Here is an 18873-nt window from a genome sequence, read left to right on the forward strand (position 1 = left end):
ACATGCGAAATGAAGCTGTAGAGATCTACTCGGACCAGTCTAACTTTGCCATTATGCGGCATCCGGGGCGTCACTTTCCCGGCTCGCTGATTCAGGGAGATTCTCTGACGAGTCTGTGCCATGCAGCAGATGCGGTGCGGCGAGAAATCGATCGTGGTGATCTGGAAGAAGCCAAGGCCGAGCTTGAGATGCTGAGAGAACGGCTCTGGTACCGATTGCAGAATTATGAAGCCGTCTTAGTTGAGCACGAATGTGAGTTACCATTTTCACGGGGACTGCAGCCCCAGCCACCGCTGGAGGTTTTTGATGATGAGGATGAAGACGCGTGAAACTGGTGTCTGTTTTATCTACCACGAAAAGCACGAAAATTCGCGAAAAACCACAAAGGGTCTGGTTGTCGTCATTCCACTTCGGTGAATGAAATTTTTTCATCAAGGAAGATTATACCGTGAACTATTCTGAATCTGACTTACAACCACTCCCCGACCATGTTGAATTTGTGCGATCTCGCCCTGAGATGTTTCTGCCATACGGGCATGCCAGTAATGGAAGCCTACTGGGCGTGATGGTTGATCAAATCGTCACGATCACCGGAGCCCGGACCGCTGCGTTTCGTATTGATGAGTGGTGGGGCATCGCCTGTGTGACAGACTGGATTCCCGAAACAAACCAGAAGGCTCTGTCGGACTATTTTCAATCAATGACAGCCTGCCCGGAATGGGCCGTGAACTCCGTGCGGTTTGAAATTGTGCTGTATGCATTCACTGAGGACCTGACAACCATCACTCAGCGGGAATCAACACTGATAAAAGGAACGATGCCCGATATGGAAATAATCACGAAAGCCAAACAGATTGGCGACAACTGGCGGCGGATGCTGTTGTTTCGGTAGTTATCTGCTTGAGGATTTGGTTCACGCATCTTCCAGGACACGTTTGAGTGTGGCTAATCCCAGGGGGACGTGGCGGGGTTCATTGCTGTCGAGCAAGGTCAGCCCCATGTGCAGAGCCCAGCCCTGGGCGCGTCTGATCTGCGCTGGTTCGGCGTTGTAGAGGGTAAAGAATTTCTGCCGTTTGACTGCTGTATCAAGGAGCAGCCAGGCGCAGGCCAGATCGGTGGCGGCGTCGCCTCCGTTCAGATCGCCCCAGTCGATGATGCCGACCAGAGTGCCGTCCCGGATAATGATATTGCGGGGATGCAGGTCGCCGTGCAACCAGACGCGATCGGTACTGGCAGGTATAGAGCAGAGTTCTTCCCAGAGTGCTGCCAGCCGGGGGGCATCCACTTCGGGATGATTCCGCTGCCGCGCGAGTCGTTGTGTGACTCCCTGGTGGCGGGTGTGCAGCGGTATGCCACGAAAGGGATTTTCAGGGGCATCGGACGACGCGGGCTGATGCAGGGCCTGTAATGTTGCGGTCAGAAGACGAACATCGGCGGCACTGAAATCATGCGCGTCGGCGGTGGTGCCGGGAATCCAGTGGACGATGCTCCACGGCCAGGGGAACTCGGTGTCCGGCTGGCCGAAATGAATCGGTACGGGGATTTCGAGCGGCAGACGGTCCGCTAAAACCGGCAGCCAGAGCTGTTCGTGCAGAAGCAGTTTGACGGCCAGTTCGCGGCGGGGGAGACGGACCGCGTATTCGGTACCGAGCAGAAAAGTGATGTTGTCCCAGCCTTCATCAACGAGCGTAATTGGTAGATCGGCCAGTGCAGGAAACTGAGCTGACAGCAGTCGCTGGAATGTCTGGATGCCGATTTGAATTTCAGCGCGGGGTTGGTTCACGTGGGAGGAGGCTTTCGTAGAATTGAAATGCGTTTCCTGAAGTCATTCAGGAGACAGCTTAACAATGTTTAACTCTTTGGTTGAGTGGAGTTCGCAAACAATGCAGGAATTTGTGGTTAATACGGATTGAGTAACAACCGGGGCTAATTGGGTCTGACTTACGGATGAGACGAACTGGTATTGATTGGACGCGGGAGCTGCGACCTCCTGCTCGCCGCGCTCGGCCCGGATTGCATCCGGGCTCACCCATTTCTTTTTTGCTTACCCCTTGTTTGCATTCGTGTCATTTCGTGTTTTTCGTGGTAGTAAAAACACGATTGCATGTGTCACTGGTTTCCGATGTTGAGTGATACTGGTTCGATAATCGCCAGGCGGACGGATACGTGGGGGGTCGACTCTACACCAGGGGGTAGGTTTTTACCTGAAACCTGATTATAAGATTTCTCTGACAGTTTCCTGTTGTCTGCGACAACCCCGGATTGCATCCAGGGCCATCCGTTATTTCACCATTAGCCGTACGGCGTTAGCCGCGGTTAACGGACATTTTGGAAAGAACGGTGGCTAATTGGGTTTATCTCACGTGTCCCACGGTCCGGCTCGTCCGGCCGTGTCGGGAAAGTATAGGATGCTCGGATCTGAAACGAAACCGACAGCTGCGACCTCCTGCTCGCTGCGCTCGGCCCGGATTGCATCCGGGCTCACCCACTTTCACTTTCGTGTCATTTCGTGTTTTTCGTGGTAGAATAATTCAGTTCGAACGTTTCATTGGTTTCCGTTGTAGCTTGATACTGGTGTGATACTCGCCAGGTGGGCGGATACTTGGGTCGCGCCCCTACGAAGGAGGTCGGTTTTGTTACTCTGAATTGCCTGTCTGCCCTGACAGTTTCCTGTTGTCTGCGACAACCCCGGATTACATCCGGGGCTACCCGTCTTTCACCATTAGCCATACGGTAATTGCTGCGGTTTCTGCAGGTTGGGACTTAACCGGGGCTAACGCCCTGCGGCTGATTTTTTTTCTCGTGGAGGCTTACCCATTGACTGTGTTTAGTGGTTCGTGATTTTCATCTGCGGGAGTGGGATGCATCTCATTTATAATGCTTCTCGATACGTGAATTGTCATTGTCTTACCAGCACAGTTGGACAAGCCAACTGTGCCACACGGAATTTTTCTGGTTGGACTGGTTCTGATTTTTGCTACCACGAAAAGCACGAAACGACACGAACGTTTCATGTGACTTTATAGAATGGGGAACGAGGTAGAGTGATGGATTGTTTCCTTCAATTATTGACTGATGAGTCTTGTACGAATGCTGAAATCGGGATCAGTCTGTGTTCGTTGCTGGCCGGATTATTCTCTGCAGAGGCGCGGGGGTGTCAAGGAGGGATGAACAGAATCGGGTGGCGATGTTTGTTGATAGGGAACCGATGCTGGTGTGAGCAGTGGCGGTGCCGGGGTGAAAGACCGCGAAGTGCGGCGACCCGCAGGCATACATCCGGAATATGTGAAGTTATGCAAACTGAATATCTGGAAAAAAGGGTCTGTTTTATGGTGAAGATGACGAACAAGTGTCGCGTGTTTCAGTGCTCTGTAAACTGGGCACGCGCGCGACTCAGACCAACGCATATTCGCCCGTGGCGCGGCGGCGTCAAGGGGAAGTTGAGCAGTGAAATGCATGTGTGGTGCGCGGAAAATCAGTCGATGTTTTTCACAACTGAACTTTCAGAACCAGAGACTTTTGTCGGCGAGGGTGAGGAAGGGCTGCCCATTGAGGAAGCAGCGGATGTTTTCCAGGAGGGTTTCGAGGTGACGTTCGGGGACGCGGGGCGAGGCGGCGGCGATGTGGGGGGTAATGATCACATTCGGCATCTGCCAGAGCGGGTGACTGGAGGGCAGCGGTTCGATCTCGAAGACGTCGAGGGCAGCGCCGGCGATGTCTCCCTGTTCCAGGGCAGTGGTGAGGTCCTGCAGATCGACAATGGCGCCGCGGCCGATGTTGATCAGATACGCGGAGGACTTCATCTGGCGAAACTGTTTGGCGCGGAACAGTTTTTCGGTCTGGGGTGTGTGCGGGGCAGCGATGACGACGAAATCGCTGATGGCCAAGAGGTCGGGCAGACGATCGATGTCCCAGACGTCATCGACAACGCCGGGGACTTCGCGGGTGAGGGGATCGACGGCGTAGACGGTCATGCCGAAGGCGGCGGCGCGGTGACAGACTTCCGCGCCGATGGAGCCGACACCCACGACGCCGAGGGTACAGTCGGAGAGATGCAGATGACTGCGATCGACTTCGCTGACCTGTCCGGGTCCGGTGACGAAATCGGGTTTGCCGGCGGTTCCGCCGATGGGCTGCCAGTCTGCTTCATACTGCTGACGGATGTAGCGATGCAGATTGCGGGCGAAACAGAGTACGAAGCCGAGCACGTGGTCGGCGATGACATCGTAAAACAGTCCGCGCATATTGGTGAGCTGGCAGGGATGTGTGACCAGTTCGGGGAAGACATAATGTTCGAGGCTGGCGGTAGGGGACTGAATCCACTGGAGTTGTTCCGCAGCGGCCAACAGTGGGGGAGTGATCTTGCCGAAGAAGGCGTCGGCATCTTTGATTTCGGTTAAGGCCTGCGAGAGATCGCGGGCGTTACAGACTGTGAGCTGGTTAGAGACTTGTTGAATTCGCGCGAGGCGCGCGTCATCAATGGCGGGATAGATGAGTAGTTTTTTCATAACAGATTATTTTAATCAGAAATGTTCGATGGTGCCACTGATGATGCGTTCGATGCCGGTTGCGGTCTGTAGAATGAGGAAGCCCTGGTCGTCGATTTCGAGACAGGTTCCCTGTTTGACTTCGAGTCCGGTATTGATACGAAGGGGACGGCCGGTGAGCAGGCAGTAGCGACGCCAGTCGGCCATGAAGGAACTGGTTTCGCCTGGAACATCGTAGAGGCGGTTTTCGATGCCATTGATCAGGTCGATGAGGGTGTTGGCGAGTGAGTATTTCTGGCCGGTCGTTTCATAAAGTGAGGTACCCAGCGACTGGAGTTCTGCTTCAGCGGAGAGGAAGGAGTTATTGAGATTCACGCCGACGCCGATAACAACGAGACCGGGTTGGCTGGCTGCGATTTCGACGAGAATGCCGGCGACTTTTTTCTGCTGCAGATAGACATCGTTGGGCCACTTGAGCTGCAGCGTGTAGTCGGGCAGGTGTTTTTCAAGGGTTTCACAAACGGCAAGGCCGGTGGCGAGCGCGATGAGGGGCTGTTGTTCAAGCTGGATCTGCAGGAGCCGGGTATCGACGACGAGGGAGAAGGTGAGTCCCCCTTCGGGCGACCACCAGGAATTGCTGCCTCTCCCGCGGCCGGCGGTCTGATTTCCGGTCAGAACCAGGCTGGGATGGCTGGTTTCGCGACCGGCTGCAGATCCTGCAGAGATACAATGTGTACTGAGAGCCCAGGAGTTGGTGGAGGCCAGGCTTTCAAAGTAGTCCAGATGCTCGATAAATGTTTCGGTCTGGATTGCTTTCAGGTCGTCGGCTGTGAACGGCAGCATTCCAGGCTCATTATTATCAGGAAGGAAATGGAAGACTATGAATTCGAAGTGATGGCAGTGATGGCTTCTTCCCGGGTCTCGAACAGAGGCCAGAGGCTGCCGACTTTGATACATTTGAGGATGTTCTGCATATTTTCGCAGGCATTACAGAAGACGGCCTGGCCGCCGGTCTGTCTGGCACGCTGCAGGAGACGGATGATGGAGCCGATGATGATGGAATCGAGATAATCGACTCTGGAGAGATCAATAATCACATTCTTGATTTCTGGTGTATCGAAGAGCCTTAAGACCTTATTGGATTCGGTCTGAACATTGCTGTACAAAAACTGCAGTGTGGATCCCAGGGGAACGACAACCAGATTGGGCGCAGATACTTCGACCTCGAATATTTCCAGATTATCTACCATTATTAATCCCATTTGCGTACTAATCAGTATCAGCTGAAAACGTCAAAAAAGAACAGGCTGTGAAAAACACTACCCATTCCTAAAACAGAGCATAACCAACCTGAATTGAAATTTCAGGCTCTGGCTCAAAAAAACATACTGTTTCCAACAAAGTGTACAAAGTCTATAACAGACAGATGTTAAGGCTCGTTTTTCTGCCACAGGAGTTTGCCGCGGTTAGATATTGGACTGGCAATAACAGTTGCCTTAGTAGAAATTGCTTAACTAGAATAGAGGTCGATTGTTTATTTTAAATGAACCGTTCCGGGGAGACTGCTGCTAAATCGTATAACCGGACTGACTGTCACAGCCACTGTCCGAAATACGACTGCACCAGACGAACATTCCATAAAGTAGCGGAATTTTGCCCGGTTTCAGCCGATAAAATAATCCTATAACACTGATTAAGTAAAACTAAGCCCCTTTTCCAGACTGGACGCAGGCTGGATCAGGCTCACAGATCAAGCCTGTTGAAATAGCGATATGTCATCACCGAAACCAGCCTGGAAATACAGCCCGCGAATGCTTCTGCGTTCGATTTTAATGCTGGACGACAGTGCCCACTCCATTGCATTGGGGACGGCCATCGGGATGTTTATCGCGTTGACCCCTACGGTTGGTATTCAAATGCTGATTGTGGTCTGCGTGGCTTTTGTGACCCGTCCCCTCTTCAAATTTAATCAGGTTGCTTCCCTGATTACCGTCTATATTTCGAATCCGCTGACGATCGTGCCGATCTACTGGTTCGACTATAAAATCGGGACCTATTATGTAGGCGGATCGATGACACAGAAAGATTTCGCGCGGATCCTGGAATTTGAAGGATTCAGCGGCTGGTGTGAAACGGTGAAGCAGCTGTTGCTGGAAGTCGGCTCTCCCCTGATCATCGGATCGCTGATCGTGGCTACTTTTTTCTCGCTGATGACGTACCCGATCATGCTCAGGCTGTTGATGCATTTCAGAAAGCAGAAACCGACCGACAACCCTGACGATCCGGAAACTCAGACCGTACTTCCCTCTCAGACAGCGGACCCGGGGCAGAACTTAAAATCTGTGCATCTACATTCCAGTTAGGTGTTGATCTCTCCCTGCACTCTCGCATAATAATCAGTTCGTGAAAAATCTGAGTGTATCGAGAAAAAAGGTTATCGAATGTCGTCTCCCCGGTATGACTGTTTGTGTGCGGGCATCATTGTTGCAGACCATGTGTGCAAAGCCATCGATCATCTTCCCCGACCGGGAGAGCTGGTGCTGACTGATCAGATGGAACTGACGATTGGCGGCTGTGCCTCGAACGTGGCTTCTGATCTGGCCCGACTCGACAGGCAGGTGGCGATTGCGGGAATCGTCGGGCAGGATGTCTTCGGCCGTTATGTGGAAGAAAGCCTGATTCAATCGGGCGTGCACTGCGATTACCTGATGAAGTCTGACCAGTTGCCGACCAGCGGTTCCTTTGTGATTAATGTTCAGGGGGAAGATCGCCGTTTCATTCATTCCGTCGCAGCGAATGCCCTGTTTACAGGGGAAACGGTCACACGGGAGCAGATTGAGTCGAGCCGCATCCTGTATCTGGGGGGGTACTGTCTGTCCGAAGAGCTGTCACCGGAAAATGTAGCGAAAATGTTTCGGATGGCGAAAGAGGCAGGTGTAACGACGGTACTGGATGTGGTGACTCCCAAACCGGCAGACTACTGGAAAATGCTGGAGCCGGTGCTGCCTTATAGTGACTATTTTCTGCCTAATAATGACGAGGGTGAGTTAATTACAGGTGAGTCTGATCCACTCGAACAGGCACGCGCGTTCCGCAAAGCAGGTGCCAAGCATGTGATTATCACGTGTGGTGGCGAAGGAAGTATCCTGCTGGACGCCGAGCGGACGATTCAGTCTGAAATTTACCCGGTCAACCTCGTCGACGGAACGGGAAGTGGTGATGCGTTTGTCGCAGGCTTCATTCATGGTTTGCTCGAAGGAGCAAGTCCGGAAGACTGCCTGAAATTTGGGTCGGCTTTGGGCCACAGCTGTGTACGGGCAACGGGCGCGACGGCGGGAATTTTCACCCGGGGGGAACTGGATGAGTTTGTCGGGGCACATGACCTGCAAGTCAGAACGATCTGACCTGCAGTCTGTTGTGAAGCGGATTGGTTATTTCTGATCCATATAAGGCTGTACGGCTTTTTTCCAGATCAGGTAGCCTGCGTGTTCCATATGCAGACCATCCGATTTGAACAGTTCCGGTCGCGGTTTTCCATCTTCACCCAGCATGGGTTCCCAGACATCGGCGAATTCGAGCAAATCGCTTTTTGCGCACTGTGCTGCGATGAGTTTGTTGGCCTGCCGAATGGTATCGGCCAGTTTCCAGCGACTGAGGCTGGGCTTGATTGCAATGAAGACAATGCGGGTTTCCGGCAGACTTTTATGGACTTTTGCAACAAATTTTTTAAAATCGCTGGCGACTTGTTCCGCCGTTTTCTTGCGAGCGAGGTCGTTATCGCCAGCATATAAGAAGATCACTTTCGGTTCATGTTTGATGATAATTCGATCAGCGAAATGAGTGGAATCCACAATTTCTGAACCACCAAAACCGCGGTTGAGCACAGGTTGATCGGGGAAATATTTATCCAGATCCCACATGCGGATGCTGGAGCTGCCGACAAACAGGAGGCCCCCTGGTTTGACTCCCTGCTCCTGATCCTGCTTTTCAAACTGGGAGATCGACTTTTCCCAGCGTTGGAAATTGTGTTCCGATTTTTCAGCTGCAGAGCTACTGATCGTAAGAAGTGTGACCAGCGCGAGTACCAATGGCCGCGCGAAGAGATTCAGATTCATATCGATTCCTTATAATTAAATACTCTGATTGAATTATGTTGTGCATCGGGAAGTCACTGCCTGCCAGGCAGCGATGGCATCCCGGTTGGCGGCGATATCGTGCAGCCTTAAGATTTCGACCCCCTGACCAGCGAGAGCCACCGAGACCCCGATGGTACCAGCCAGTCGCTCTTCGAGCGAGCGACCGAGCAGTTTTGATAAAAAACGCTTGCGGGAGTGCCCGATCAACACGGGAAAGCCGAGTGCTTGAAAAGACGAAATCTGCGAAAGAATCTGCAGATTGTGATCAGCTGTTTTGCCGAAGCCAACGCCGGGATCGAGGACAATCCGCTCCGGCTCTACACCGGCATCGAAGAGTGCCTGAATCCGCAGTTGAAACCAGCTTTTTAGATCAGCAACCACATCTTCGTACTCGGGATTCTCTTGCATCGTTTGCGGCGTCCCCTGGATGTGCATACAAACCACACCCGCTTTTGATTCGGCAGCCAGAGGGACCATCGCAGGATCAAAAGTCAGTCCCGTAATATCATTGATAATAATCGCACCGGCCTGCAGCGCCTGTCGCGCGACTTCTGCTTTGGTAGTATCAATCGAAATGGGAGTAGTCGTGCGCGCAGAGAGTGCTTCAATCACGGGGATCACTCGACGAAGCTCTTCCTCTAAAGGGACCGGAGGGGCGCCAGGTCTCGTGGATTCTCCGCCGATATCCAGAATGTCGGCACCGTCTTCAACCAGTTGTAACCCTTTGCTGATAGCGGATTTTAATTCTGTTGCTTCCCCCCCATCAGAGAAACTGTCTGGTGTGACATTCAAAATACCCATCAGAAGTGGTAACTGTCCCAAAAGCAGAGTTTCAGAAACACACTTCCAGATTCGCTGCGATTCGGATTGACGGGGTGGGGAATCTGGAGAAAGTATATTCACAATGCGATCTACTCAATAGCGTGTTGTGGTTTAATTAACCGGCTGAAGATATCAGTCAGGATGAACGGTGCACAGAAATTTCAGTCAGTGAAACAGGCGCGTTTTGCTGAAAGAATTTCCCAGCCAGAAACAGAGCTGGATCATGTATTGGTTTTACTAACCGGGAATGCGGGTTGCAAGGAAATTAGCAGTAAGAAGCCCCAGGAAGACCTGTACAGCGTGCTATTTGAAGAACAATGATCAAACTTTATCACAGGGCAAATTTATAACCTATGCTTCAAACAGAGTCCTCAGGTCTGGGCGATTGAGGTGTAGTCAACACCGTTTGAAAATCAAGTAAAAACAGGTGGTAATTGAGACTTCAGGAAATAAAGGATTTTTAGAGAAACTTTATTTTTAGTGTTGTCTTTACTTTGACATCGCATTTCGTTCTGGTATTGTAATCAGCGTATTTGCCGTAACCGGCAAATCTTACCAAACCAGAAAAACAGACCTGTTTTCCCTAAGTGCGTAGACTTGGGGACATCGCCGGGGGGTGAAGTAGTGACCCATCTTTCAGCGAAGTGGAACCACTTTTTTATTTATTGAATCTGAGGAGTACACCATGATTCGAAAAACTGTCACACTTTCTATGATCGCTGCACTGACAATGATCGCCGCTTCTTTCAGCGTTTCAGACGCTGAAGCCTTTGGTTTCCGTAACCGTTGCTGCAAACCAGAGCGCGTAAAATGCTGCAAGCCAGTTCGCGTACGTTGCTGCAAGCCTAAGAAAGAACGTTGCTGCAAGCCAGTACGCGTTCGTTGCTGCAAGCCAGCACGCGTACGTTGCTGTGCACCAGCTCCTACTTGTGCTCCCGCACCAACCTGCTGTGCACCAGCACCAAGCTGTGCTCCCTCTCCTTGCTCAAGCTGTGCTCCTGCAACACCAGGTCATTCAGCTCCCAAGGTAGAAGAAGCACCAGCTCCTCCAAAGAAAGCTCCCGCACCAGCTCCTAAGAAAGCCTAATGCGGAGTGAACTCCTTTCGGAGCAACGATGAATACAGACGGCCCCATTGCTTTAAGCAATCGGGGCCGTTTATTTATTTACAACCTGTATTCCAGGCTTACGATCATTGTTCCCAGGCCATTCGGACCACACATGATAGAACCAGGGTCGCTTTAGCAAAATGCAATACGCGGTAGCATTCTTGCGGATCAGGCAGACTTTGCGTAGTCCTGGTCGATCTCACTTGCATGATCAGCGTCTTGCCCTGCAGCCAGCTTTCGGAGTTTTTTCTCCAGCCTGGGGAGCATCTTATTGCCTGCGTTGGTGACTTTATAAAAGACGCCGGCATCTCTTCCTGCCAGCTGAAATTTGAGAAGATCAAAGGCAATTAACTTGCCATGAATTCGGGGCAGATGTTCGACAGCAACTCCCTCCACTTCATTCTGGCGGATAATCCAGCCGTCTGATTCAGGATCCTGTTCTTTGACCTGAACCTGCATTTGACTGTAGTGCCTTAAAACGAGACACCACTCGGGGTTTTCCAGCATCTGTTCCTGTTCGAAATCTATCATGCTGTTGTTATCGACAGAGACACGAAACCAATGTTATGGAATTCGCTTTGCCGACACGACCGACATAACAGGACCTCTGTCTTACCGCTTTGGGTAGAAAATCGCCGAAAACAACTCAAGATTATAGGCAGACCCCTGCCAGAACTTCCATTCGACAGGTAAAAGTAATTTACAGAAGTTCATACGCCAGCATCAGCGGTCTGCGTTGAGTTCAATTTGATGAACTGGAAACTACATGTTCGTTTTTGAATCAGAGACTTCACCCAGCGCAGCATTGAGTGCATTGGTCAGCTCAAAATCGTGCAGATGGTCACGGGTATAAATACGGAATATCAGAAAACTGACGGGGAGTGCGCGAAACAACTCATCATCGTGCAGTTCCTGTGTCTTGTCAGTCCCCTGATCCAGCAGGAAGTTCTGGCCCCCCGCGGGCAGTCGACCACTGGGACGGTGATAGTGCCTGGCAACGTCGATACGTAGCGGAATCTGTTTTAATTTGGCGGGCAGTTTCGCTCGGACCCGCTTCTCCACGAGATCCGGTTCCGAAAAAATCGAAGTGTGGACAGCGGTACCTGAATGAAAATTGAGCGAACGTTCACAGGCCATTTTCCATTCAACATTCCGTGAAAGGATTCCCTGCCAGCGTTCTCCCAGATCTTGAACCGCCGGGTCTGAACTCTGCTTAAAACGTCCTACGTCAACCAGAAACGAGGATTCCGTGAACCCCAGATAATCGTCGAGATGCTCCAGAGGATTCCCATGAAACAGACGTTGCATCGTTTCCGGAAAGATCTCTTCTAAAGCTAAATCGAGTGCGCGGACCGTACGGTGATAATAAATTGTGCGAAACAGGTTGGCCCGGGTCTCAATAAAATTCACGAGGGCCTGTAAGCCGCGTCCGTGAATCGTTAAACCTTCGGCTGTAAAAAAGCTGTAGTGTATCAACCGGGACACATCGACGGCGCGACTATTGTAACCTGACATATATGCATCACGCAGGACAAAATCCATATTGTCCACAGTATAAATCCCGCTGAACATGGCACGCAGCTTGCAAAGCCAGTCCGGGTTTCCTTCTTCACTCTGCTGATCACCAGAGGGGCGGCGGATCAGCCAACCTACCTGTTTAGGGTCCAGTTCTTCCAAGGGGTTTAACCGACCGCTGGGATTTCTGCGAATCCCGCGGATCAGGTCTCCCAGTTCATGCTCGATAATATGAGACCCGATATCTTCATGGGTCAAACCATATTGATCCAGATAATGATCATCAAAAAAATGACCGAACGGTCCATGGCCGACATCATGTAACAACGCGGCCAGACGTACCAGGCTCTCCACGTAAGGCAGAGACGGAACATTGCGACAGGCGCTGTTGAGTGAATCATACCAGGCATGGATGGCGACCGATGCCAGATGCATTGCCCCCAGCACGTGCTGAAACCGCATATGTTCTGCAGACGGGAAAACCCACCAGGCTGTCTGCAACTGATGTATGTGCCTTAAACGCTGAACCCAGGGATGATCGATGATCTGCTGTTCTGAGTTTTCTTCATCGGGAATTCCCGTTTTTGATGTAAAGGGAATATACCCATGAATCGGATCATGAACCAAACTTTCGGAAATAAAATCGCGTACCATTATCTCACTGTTTCAATTGCATTATATTGCGAATAGAATCTGAACAGGTTTTCATAAATTCTTTTTTTGTTGCAGCTTATATACTCATGACGTTGTCGCATCTTCCCAGCCGGATTCAGTTCCAGACACACCATCCCCGCCGATGTCGTCTGCTGCGCCGTTATGAAATCATTGCATTGATCGTTGCTTTGATAGCCACTGTTATTCTACATGGACTGCTGAAGATTACCACCATCGTCCATTGGGAACTAGGGGTGATCATTGTCGCGGCGATGCTGTACTTCACTTTGAGCCTGGGATTTCGCTACTACTGGCATCTGTCCCGCAAAGAGTTTCTTCGCAATCATGCCGTGTATGTATTTCTATCCGGTCTCTGGATCGTCAGTGTTGTCCTGATCGTCATTTTTCAGGATCTTCTCCCTGACTCTGCGCCTGATCGGCTGATTCTGATTCTGGGAGTTTCTGAATTCTGTATCATCTTACGGAGCCTGTATGAATCGATTCTCCTGATTCGGCGTGTCTCGTCGCGGGGGTGGAACCCGGCTCTGATTGTCGTCTCTTCATTTCTGGTTCTGATTTCCGTAGGAACGATTCTGCTGATGTTTCCCTCGGCCCGTGTGCAGGACCCCACTACGATGAACACAGCAGGCGCTCCTTTTCTGACGGCGTTGTTTACCTCGACCAGCGCCAGCTGTGTGACAGGACTGATTATCGTTCCCACAGGCACGTACTGGAGCAGAACAGGTCAAACCATCATTATGATTCTGTTTCAGATTGGCGGACTGGGAATCCTGACCTTTGGCGCTTTCTTCGCGGCAGCATTCGGACGATCGATGCAAATACGCGAGAGTGTCACATTTGGTGAAATGCTCGAATCTCACCAGCGTGGTGATGTGAGACGCCTGTTACTGGCAATCCTGGGAATCACCATTTTTACAGAACTGGCAGGGGCCGTCTGTCTTTCAGGGCTCTGGCCGGAACTCGCATGGGAAGATCGTATCTTTCATAGCCTGTTTCATTCGATCAGTGCCTACTGCAATGCAGGCTTCAGCCTGATGGACGACAACCTGCTCGGCATGGGTCACCATTGGCAGGTCTGGGCAGTGATGCCGGCATTGATCATCATTGGTGGGCTGGGCTTTGCCGTGAACTATAATTTTATGTTGTACGGAATCACCCACTTTTCCAATCTGACAGTGCGCAAACCACTGTTTCACCACCCAACTCAGAAAGTCAGGTTAACGATTTCATCACGCCTGGTTTTTTTCACGACGCTCTTTCTGCTGTTGGGGGGGACCATCGGAATTTACTTTTTAGAATCGATCCATGGCAACCAGGATCTGTCTTATTGGGAACGACTGAACCAGGCCTGGTTTCAGTCGGTGACCATGAGGACAGCAGGTTTTAATACGGTTGACCTGGGGGAATATCGGCCTCAGTCGAAACTGTTTTCCGTGCTGTTGATGTTTATTGGTGCTTCCCCCGGCTCTACCGGAGGCGGTGTCAAAACGACTGTTTTCGCTTTAGCGATCCTGTCTGTCTGGGCTTTACTGAAAGGCAGAGACCGGGTGGAAATTATGGGAAGAACTATTCCCCCAACCCTGATTCACAGATCATTAACTATCATTTCACTGGGAATCATGATGCTGATGACTTCGACGTTGCTGGTCGTATTATTTGAAAATCGAGAGGACATTTTTCTGGATCATCTATTCGAAACCACCAGTGCCTTTGCAACAGTCGGTGTTTCGACAGGGATTACCGCAGGATTGACGACCCCCTCACACTGGGTGATTATTTTTACCATGCTGATTGGAAGAGTCGGTCCGTTAACCGCTCTGATCGCCTTGTCGAATCGCGGTCCTTCCTATCGGTACCGATACCCGGAAGAAAGTGTGAACCTGGGTTAATCCCTGCAATAAGATTCATTAAAATAGAGATTCATACAGCACCTACAAATTTCATCCCCAAGGGAGTAATGATCCAGTGATAAAAGTAGCCGTCATCGGTTTAGGACGATTCGGAACGGAACTGGCAAAACGCCTGGGAGCCAGCCGGGTAGAAGTGATTGCCATCGATACTTCCGACAAGCTGGTCAATGAAATCAAAGACGACGTTGCCATTGCCGTTCGCCTGAATGCGACGGACGAACTGGCATTGAAAAGTCAGGACATTGATAAGGTGGATGCCTGTGTGATTTCCATTGGCGAAAATTTCGAATCAGCGTTGTTGACCACTGTGATTCTCAAAAAACTGGGGGTCCCCAAAATCATCTGCCGCGCACAAAGCAAATTCCACGCGGAAATTTTTACCCAGGTCGGCGCGACAGATGTCATTCAACCTGAAGTTCAGGCAGGCGCTCACCTCGCACGCTTACTGGCGAACCCTCACCTGGAAGACTACATCCAGGTGGGCGATGGTTATACCATGATTGAGTTGATCACCCCGAAAGAATTCATTGGAAAAAACCTGACGGAGCTTTCCCTGCGTTCTACCTACTCAGTGAACGTCGTCGCGATTCGCAAACGGAATTCTCCCGAAGTAGAAGAGAAAACAGGCAAGATTTATACAACCGACTGTGTTCCCCACCCGGATTACCAGATTCAGGATTCAGACATTCTGCTAATCATTGGAACGGATCAAAACCTGCTGCGGCTCCCCACCAGCAATACCTGACACAGATCCCAGCGGCTGCGAGGTTATGCCCAGTCCTTCGATCGCTCGATCGCTTTTTTCCAGCGTTGATACAGATGAGTTCGCCGCTGTGGCTCCATGGCAGGCTGAAATTCTACATCCAGTGCCCAGTTTTTTGTCACTTCGTTCTGATCCTGCCAGAAGCCAACCGCAAGCCCTGCCAGATAGGCGGCTCCCAATGCTGTCGTCTCGTGTACGACGGGTCGCTGTGCGGGCACATCCAACATGTCCGCCTGAAACTGCATCAACAATTGATTCGCAGCGGCTCCCCCATCCACTTTCAGGTTTTTCAACTTGATTCCGGAATCCTCTTCCATGGCATGCAGTACATCACAACTTTGATAAGCCAGTGATTCCAGAACTGCTCTCGCCACATGTGCTTTCTTAGAGCCGCGCGTTAAACCGATCAAAGTTCCCCGCGCATTCTGATTCCAGTAAGGAGCTCCAAGACCAACGAACGCAGGTACAAAAAAGACGTCTCCTGAATCCTCCACCTGGGATGCTAAACCTTCTACTTCTTCTGACGATTTTATGATCTGCAGTCCATCGCGGAGCCACTGAATCGCAGCACCGGCAATAAATACAGACCCTTCCAGACAGTATGTCACCTTCCCATTGATACTCCAGCCGATTGTGGTCAACAATCCGGTAGTGGAGGGAACCGGCTTGTCTCCTGTATTCATCAGCATGAAGCAGCCGGTGCCATAGGTATTCTTAGCGGAACCGGTCTCAAAGCAGCCTTGTCCGAATGTCGCTGCCTGCTGATCACCTGCAATTCCGGCAATTTTAATCGGCGCCCCAAAAAGTTCGGACGTCGTTTCCCCATAGACTTCACTGGAACTTTTCACTTGTGGCAGCATGGCTCGTGGTATATTGAAGATCTTGAGCAGTTCTGCATCCCATTCATGTGTATGAATATTATACAACAGGGTTCGACACGCATTGGTAGGGTCAGTGACATGGACTTTGCCACCTGTCAGCCGCCAGATCAGAAAGGAATCGATCGTTCCGAATAATACTTCTCCTTTCGCAGCCTTCTCTCTGAGTCCTTCAATTTCGTTTAATAGATATTCAATTTTAGTACCGGAGAAATAGGCATCGAGGACCAGTCCTGTTTTCTCACGGAACAGCTTCTCGTACCCCTCCGCTTTTAACTGGTCGCAGCGTTTTGCAGTCAAGCGACTCTGCCAGACAATGGCATTGGAGACCGGTTTCCCCGTATCACGATCCCAGAGTACAATCGTTTCACGTTGATTGGTAATGCCAATCGCTGCAATATCAGAGAGGCTGATTCCGGATTGCTCGATTACCTGCTGTGCGGTTGACAGCTGTGATTCCCAGATGGCATCCGGATCGTGTTCTACCAGTCCGGGCGAAGGAAAGATCTGTTCAAATTCCTGTTGGGCAGTCGCCTCAATTTTTCCCTGATGGTTGAACAGTATAGAGCGGCTGGACGTCGTTCCCTGATCTAAAGCCAAAACATACTTAGCCATTTTAAAACTCCTTGAGGCGAACACAAAATCCAAAGCGAGATACCTAAATGCTTACATCCTGTTACATTAAGTAAGCCAAGCCTGGTTCACAAGGAATTCCTGAGATTTCTTCCAGAGAGATCTTCTGACCATCTCTCAATGCAGTTCAGCATGGGAGTTCTGTTGGGAGAGTGCGCATAAAAAAACTGATGGCGAGAGAAATCATTTCTCAGGCCATCAGTCAGTCACACTAAATAGTACCTCCTGCAAAGTACCAGTGTATCAGCAGTCTGTCCTAGTGGTATGCTTGCATTCCGTGCTCAGACAGGTCCAGACCTTTCAACTCGTCTTCTTCAGATACTCTCAGTTGTCCGATCGCTTTCAGAACCGTGAAGAGAATGAACATCGTGACAAAGGCATAGACAGGAATCACAACGGATCCCAGAATCTGAACACCCAGGTCATAATCTCCAAAGATACCAGTGGCAACTCCACCCCAGACTCCACACAACCCGTGGACAGGGAAAGCACCAACGGGATCGTCGATTTTCAGTTTTTCCAGTGCAAGGATGCCGAAGACAACCAGCAGGCCAGCAACACCGCCGATAACCAGAGCCTCGACGTTGGTCACACTGTCACAGTTAGCAGTAATACCAACCAGACCAGCCAGAACACCGTTCAGAGCCATCGAAATATCAGGCTTACCGTACATAATCCAACCCAGGACCATGGCGGCGACACCACCAGTGGCTGCAGCCAGAGTTGTGTTGGTTGCAATTAACATCACAGCGTCCGTGTTTGCAGTTCCGGCGAAAGCCAGCTGACTACCAGGATTGAATCCGTACCAACCGACCCAGAGGATAAAGACACCCAGTGTCGCTTGAGCAATATTGTGTCCCGGAATGGGAACTGACTTGCCATCTTTGAAGCGACCGATACGGGGCCCGAGAACCAGAGCACCTGCCAGACCGGCAAAGCCACCGACCGCGTGTACTACAATCGAACCGGCAAAGTCATAGAATTCCATTCTATTCAACCAGCCACCACCCCATTTCCAGTAACCACTGATAGGATAGATAAGCCCGGTCAGGATAATACTGTAGATCAGGTAAGAACTGAATTTGAGACGACCAGCAACTGCCCCGGATACGATGGTGGCAGCAGTCGCAGCGAAAGCAACCTGAAACAGGAAATCAACCTGCTTATGGAGTGCAGCAGGCCCCGGTTCTCCTGATTCAGGAATTCCGAATTGACCGAAACCAAAGTAACCATTGCCCTCGAGCATGGGTTTGTCTACGCCGGGATACATCAAACCATAACCGACTGCGTAGTAAACCAAAACGCCAACACAGACATCCATTAAGTTCTTAAAGAGGATATTGATTGTGTTCTTGGATGAGTTAAATCCTGACTCAACCATCGCGAAACCGGCCTGCATGAACAGCACCAGTACAGCACACAGCATTAGCATGCTGTTATCGAGTGCGTAGTACATGTCAGATAATGAAAGTGGGGGGGCTTCTTCAGCAGGAGCTTCCTCAGCGGGAGCCTGTGTCTCCGCTGTCGCTTCCGCTGCGGGCTTTTCTGTCGGTTCAGCTTCATCAAAAGCCAAAGTGGGTTGAGAGAACGCTAATACTACGACAAGGCTTGCCGTTAAGCCTGTGAGCGCTTGTTTCCAATTCATTTTGTCGCAAACCTTTCCCGGAGTCTAATCAGTCGTTGTTTCTTCTACTGTTTGGACAATCATTTATCCTGATTAGGGCCCCTAATATACCAATCAATAATTTGAGCACTTTTCTTTGGTAGCTGGTCATAATGCAAACAGTGTGCCTCAATGAATTTTCAGAAGAGGTTCCATGCACCTATCCTGTTTGTTAATTGGTACTTAAAAACTATCACAATAAATTCATATTTGTCGTTTATTACATTTTGTAACATTTTCAATGCGGGTAATTCAGGCATAACCCAGCAATACTGCCTGCTGT

17 protein-coding genes are annotated in these 18873 nt (G+C 50.6%); 7 read left to right on the plus strand and 10 right to left on the minus strand.

Going from position 1 to position 18873, the window contains the following annotated elements; genetic code table 11:
* The first annotated feature begins 2 nt into the window (after window positions 1–2).
* Together Pan161_RS24245 and Pan161_RS24250 are read left to right on the plus strand one after the other, a co-directional pair.
* Window positions 3–329 (plus strand): DUF6959 family protein, encoded by a 327-nt coding sequence (locus Pan161_RS24245; protein WP_145231320.1) that lies wholly within the window; start codon window positions 3–5, stop codon window positions 327–329.
* Between the two features lie 119 nt (window positions 330–448).
* On the plus strand, window positions 449–892 hold the full coding sequence (locus Pan161_RS24250; RefSeq protein WP_145231321.1) for a hypothetical protein: 444 nt from the start codon (window positions 449–451) through the stop codon (window positions 890–892).
* Window positions 893–913: 21 nt separating this feature from the next.
* Here the strand turns inward: Pan161_RS24250 and Pan161_RS24255 are convergent, their stop codons facing one another.
* From Pan161_RS24255 to Pan161_RS24270, 4 genes are all read right to left on the minus strand, one after another.
* Entirely contained in the window at window positions 914–1783 is an 870-nt protein-coding gene (locus Pan161_RS24255; RefSeq protein WP_145231322.1) for an aminoglycoside phosphotransferase family protein, read from the minus strand.
* Window positions 1784–3503: 1720 nt separating this feature from the next.
* Window positions 3504–4508, minus strand: coding sequence for a D-2-hydroxyacid dehydrogenase (locus tag Pan161_RS24260; RefSeq protein ID WP_145231323.1), 1005 nt, complete (start codon window positions 4506–4508; stop codon window positions 3504–3506).
* 15 nt (window positions 4509–4523) lie between these two features.
* Window positions 4524–5330 carry a biotin--[acetyl-CoA-carboxylase] ligase gene (locus Pan161_RS24265; RefSeq protein ID WP_197995498.1) on the minus strand — a complete coding sequence of 269 codons (807 nt, stop codon included), beginning with the start codon at window positions 5328–5330 and terminating at the stop codon, window positions 4524–4526.
* A 35-nt stretch (window positions 5331–5365) separates the two neighbouring features.
* On the minus strand, window positions 5366–5737 hold the full coding sequence (locus tag Pan161_RS24270) for an STAS domain-containing protein (RefSeq protein ID WP_145231325.1): 372 nt from the start codon (window positions 5735–5737) through the stop codon (window positions 5366–5368).
* Between the two features lie 522 nt (window positions 5738–6259).
* On the opposite strand from Pan161_RS24270, the gene Pan161_RS24275 reads away from it, so the two are divergent.
* The gene (locus Pan161_RS24275; protein ID WP_145231326.1) at window positions 6260–6850 is read left to right on the plus strand and encodes a DUF2062 domain-containing protein; all 591 of its coding nucleotides are present in this window, start codon (window positions 6260–6262) and stop codon (window positions 6848–6850) included.
* 78 nt (window positions 6851–6928) lie between these two features.
* The gene (locus Pan161_RS24280; RefSeq protein ID WP_145231327.1) at window positions 6929–7891 is read left to right on the plus strand and encodes a carbohydrate kinase family protein; all 963 of its coding nucleotides are present in this window, start codon (window positions 6929–6931) and stop codon (window positions 7889–7891) included.
* 27 nt (window positions 7892–7918) lie between these two features.
* Here the strand turns inward: Pan161_RS24280 and Pan161_RS24285 are convergent, their stop codons facing one another.
* Together Pan161_RS24285 and folP are read right to left on the minus strand one after the other, a co-directional pair.
* A complete protein-coding gene (locus tag Pan161_RS24285) occupies window positions 7919–8602 on the minus strand; it encodes an SGNH/GDSL hydrolase family protein (RefSeq protein ID WP_145231328.1) in 684 nt (227 codons plus the stop codon).
* Between the two features lie 33 nt (window positions 8603–8635).
* Entirely contained in the window at window positions 8636–9445 is an 810-nt protein-coding gene (gene folP, locus Pan161_RS24290; protein ID WP_232103461.1) for a dihydropteroate synthase, read from the minus strand.
* Between the two features lie 141 nt (window positions 9446–9586).
* Between folP and Pan161_RS24295 the strand changes: the two genes are divergently transcribed.
* Entirely contained in the window at window positions 9587–9766 is a 180-nt protein-coding gene (locus Pan161_RS24295; protein ID WP_145231329.1) for a hypothetical protein, read from the plus strand.
* A gap of 955 nt (window positions 9767–10721) precedes the next feature.
* On the opposite strand, the gene Pan161_RS24300 is transcribed toward Pan161_RS24295, so the two are convergent.
* Window positions 10722–11084 carry a hypothetical protein gene (locus tag Pan161_RS24300; RefSeq protein WP_145231330.1) on the minus strand — a complete coding sequence of 121 codons (363 nt, stop codon included), beginning with the start codon at window positions 11082–11084 and terminating at the stop codon, window positions 10722–10724.
* 231 nt (window positions 11085–11315) lie between these two features.
* Window positions 11316–12722, minus strand: coding sequence for an HD domain-containing protein (locus Pan161_RS24305; RefSeq protein ID WP_145231331.1), 1407 nt, complete (start codon window positions 12720–12722; stop codon window positions 11316–11318).
* Between the two features lie 86 nt (window positions 12723–12808).
* Between Pan161_RS24305 and Pan161_RS24310 the strand changes: the two genes are divergently transcribed.
* Both Pan161_RS24310 and Pan161_RS24315 read left to right on the plus strand, forming a co-directional pair.
* Window positions 12809–14632, plus strand: a complete 1824-nt coding sequence (locus Pan161_RS24310; RefSeq protein ID WP_145231332.1) for a TrkH family potassium uptake protein — start codon at window positions 12809–12811, stop codon at window positions 14630–14632.
* 76 nt (window positions 14633–14708) lie between these two features.
* Window positions 14709–15398: a potassium channel family protein gene (locus Pan161_RS24315; protein WP_145231333.1), complete on the plus strand. Its 690-nt coding sequence runs from the start codon at window positions 14709–14711 to the stop codon at window positions 15396–15398.
* 23 nt (window positions 15399–15421) lie between these two features.
* Here the strand turns inward: Pan161_RS24315 and glpK are convergent, their stop codons facing one another.
* Both glpK and Pan161_RS24325 read right to left on the minus strand, forming a co-directional pair.
* On the minus strand, window positions 15422–16909 hold the full coding sequence (gene glpK, locus Pan161_RS24320) for a glycerol kinase GlpK (RefSeq protein ID WP_145231334.1): 1488 nt from the start codon (window positions 16907–16909) through the stop codon (window positions 15422–15424).
* Between the two features lie 274 nt (window positions 16910–17183).
* Window positions 17184–18572, minus strand: coding sequence for an ammonium transporter (locus Pan161_RS24325; protein ID WP_145231335.1), 1389 nt, complete (start codon window positions 18570–18572; stop codon window positions 17184–17186).
* Between the last annotated feature and the right edge of the window lie 301 nt (window positions 18573–18873).

The organism is Gimesia algae, assembly GCF_007746795.1.
GTDB classification, from domain to species: domain Bacteria; phylum Planctomycetota; class Planctomycetia; order Planctomycetales; family Planctomycetaceae; genus Gimesia; species Gimesia algae.

What these genes read in the sequence shown, in the direction of transcription:
- Pan161_RS24245 (WP_145231320.1), top strand. Translation starts at nt 3, where the DNA reads ATGCGAAATGAAGCTGTAGAGATCTACTCGGACCAGTCTAACTTTGCC.
- Pan161_RS24260 (WP_145231323.1), bottom strand. Translation starts at nt 4,508, where the DNA reads ATGAAAAAACTACTCATCTATCCCGCCATTGATGACGCGCGCCTCGCG.
- Pan161_RS24265 (WP_197995498.1), bottom strand. Translation starts at nt 5,330, where the DNA reads ATGCTGCCGTTCACAGCCGACGACCTGAAAGCAATCCAGACCGAAACA.
- Pan161_RS24270 (WP_145231325.1), bottom strand. Translation starts at nt 5,737, where the DNA reads ATGGTAGATAATCTGGAAATATTCGAGGTCGAAGTATCTGCGCCCAAT.
- Pan161_RS24275 (WP_145231326.1), top strand. Translation starts at nt 6,260, where the DNA reads ATGTCATCACCGAAACCAGCCTGGAAATACAGCCCGCGAATGCTTCTG.
- Pan161_RS24280 (WP_145231327.1), top strand. Translation starts at nt 6,929, where the DNA reads ATGTCGTCTCCCCGGTATGACTGTTTGTGTGCGGGCATCATTGTTGCA.
- Pan161_RS24285 (WP_145231328.1), bottom strand. Translation starts at nt 8,602, where the DNA reads ATGAATCTGAATCTCTTCGCGCGGCCATTGGTACTCGCGCTGGTCACA.
- Pan161_RS24295 (WP_145231329.1), top strand. Translation starts at nt 9,587, where the DNA reads ATGAACGGTGCACAGAAATTTCAGTCAGTGAAACAGGCGCGTTTTGCT.
- Pan161_RS24300 (WP_145231330.1), bottom strand. Translation starts at nt 11,084, where the DNA reads ATGATAGATTTCGAACAGGAACAGATGCTGGAAAACCCCGAGTGGTGT.
- Pan161_RS24305 (WP_145231331.1), bottom strand. Translation starts at nt 12,722, where the DNA reads ATGGTACGCGATTTTATTTCCGAAAGTTTGGTTCATGATCCGATTCAT.
- Pan161_RS24310 (WP_145231332.1), top strand. Translation starts at nt 12,809, where the DNA reads ATGACGTTGTCGCATCTTCCCAGCCGGATTCAGTTCCAGACACACCAT.
- glpK (WP_145231334.1), bottom strand. Translation starts at nt 16,909, where the DNA reads ATGGCTAAGTATGTTTTGGCTTTAGATCAGGGAACGACGTCCAGCCGC.
- Pan161_RS24325 (WP_145231335.1), bottom strand. Translation starts at nt 18,572, where the DNA reads ATGAATTGGAAACAAGCGCTCACAGGCTTAACGGCAAGCCTTGTCGTA.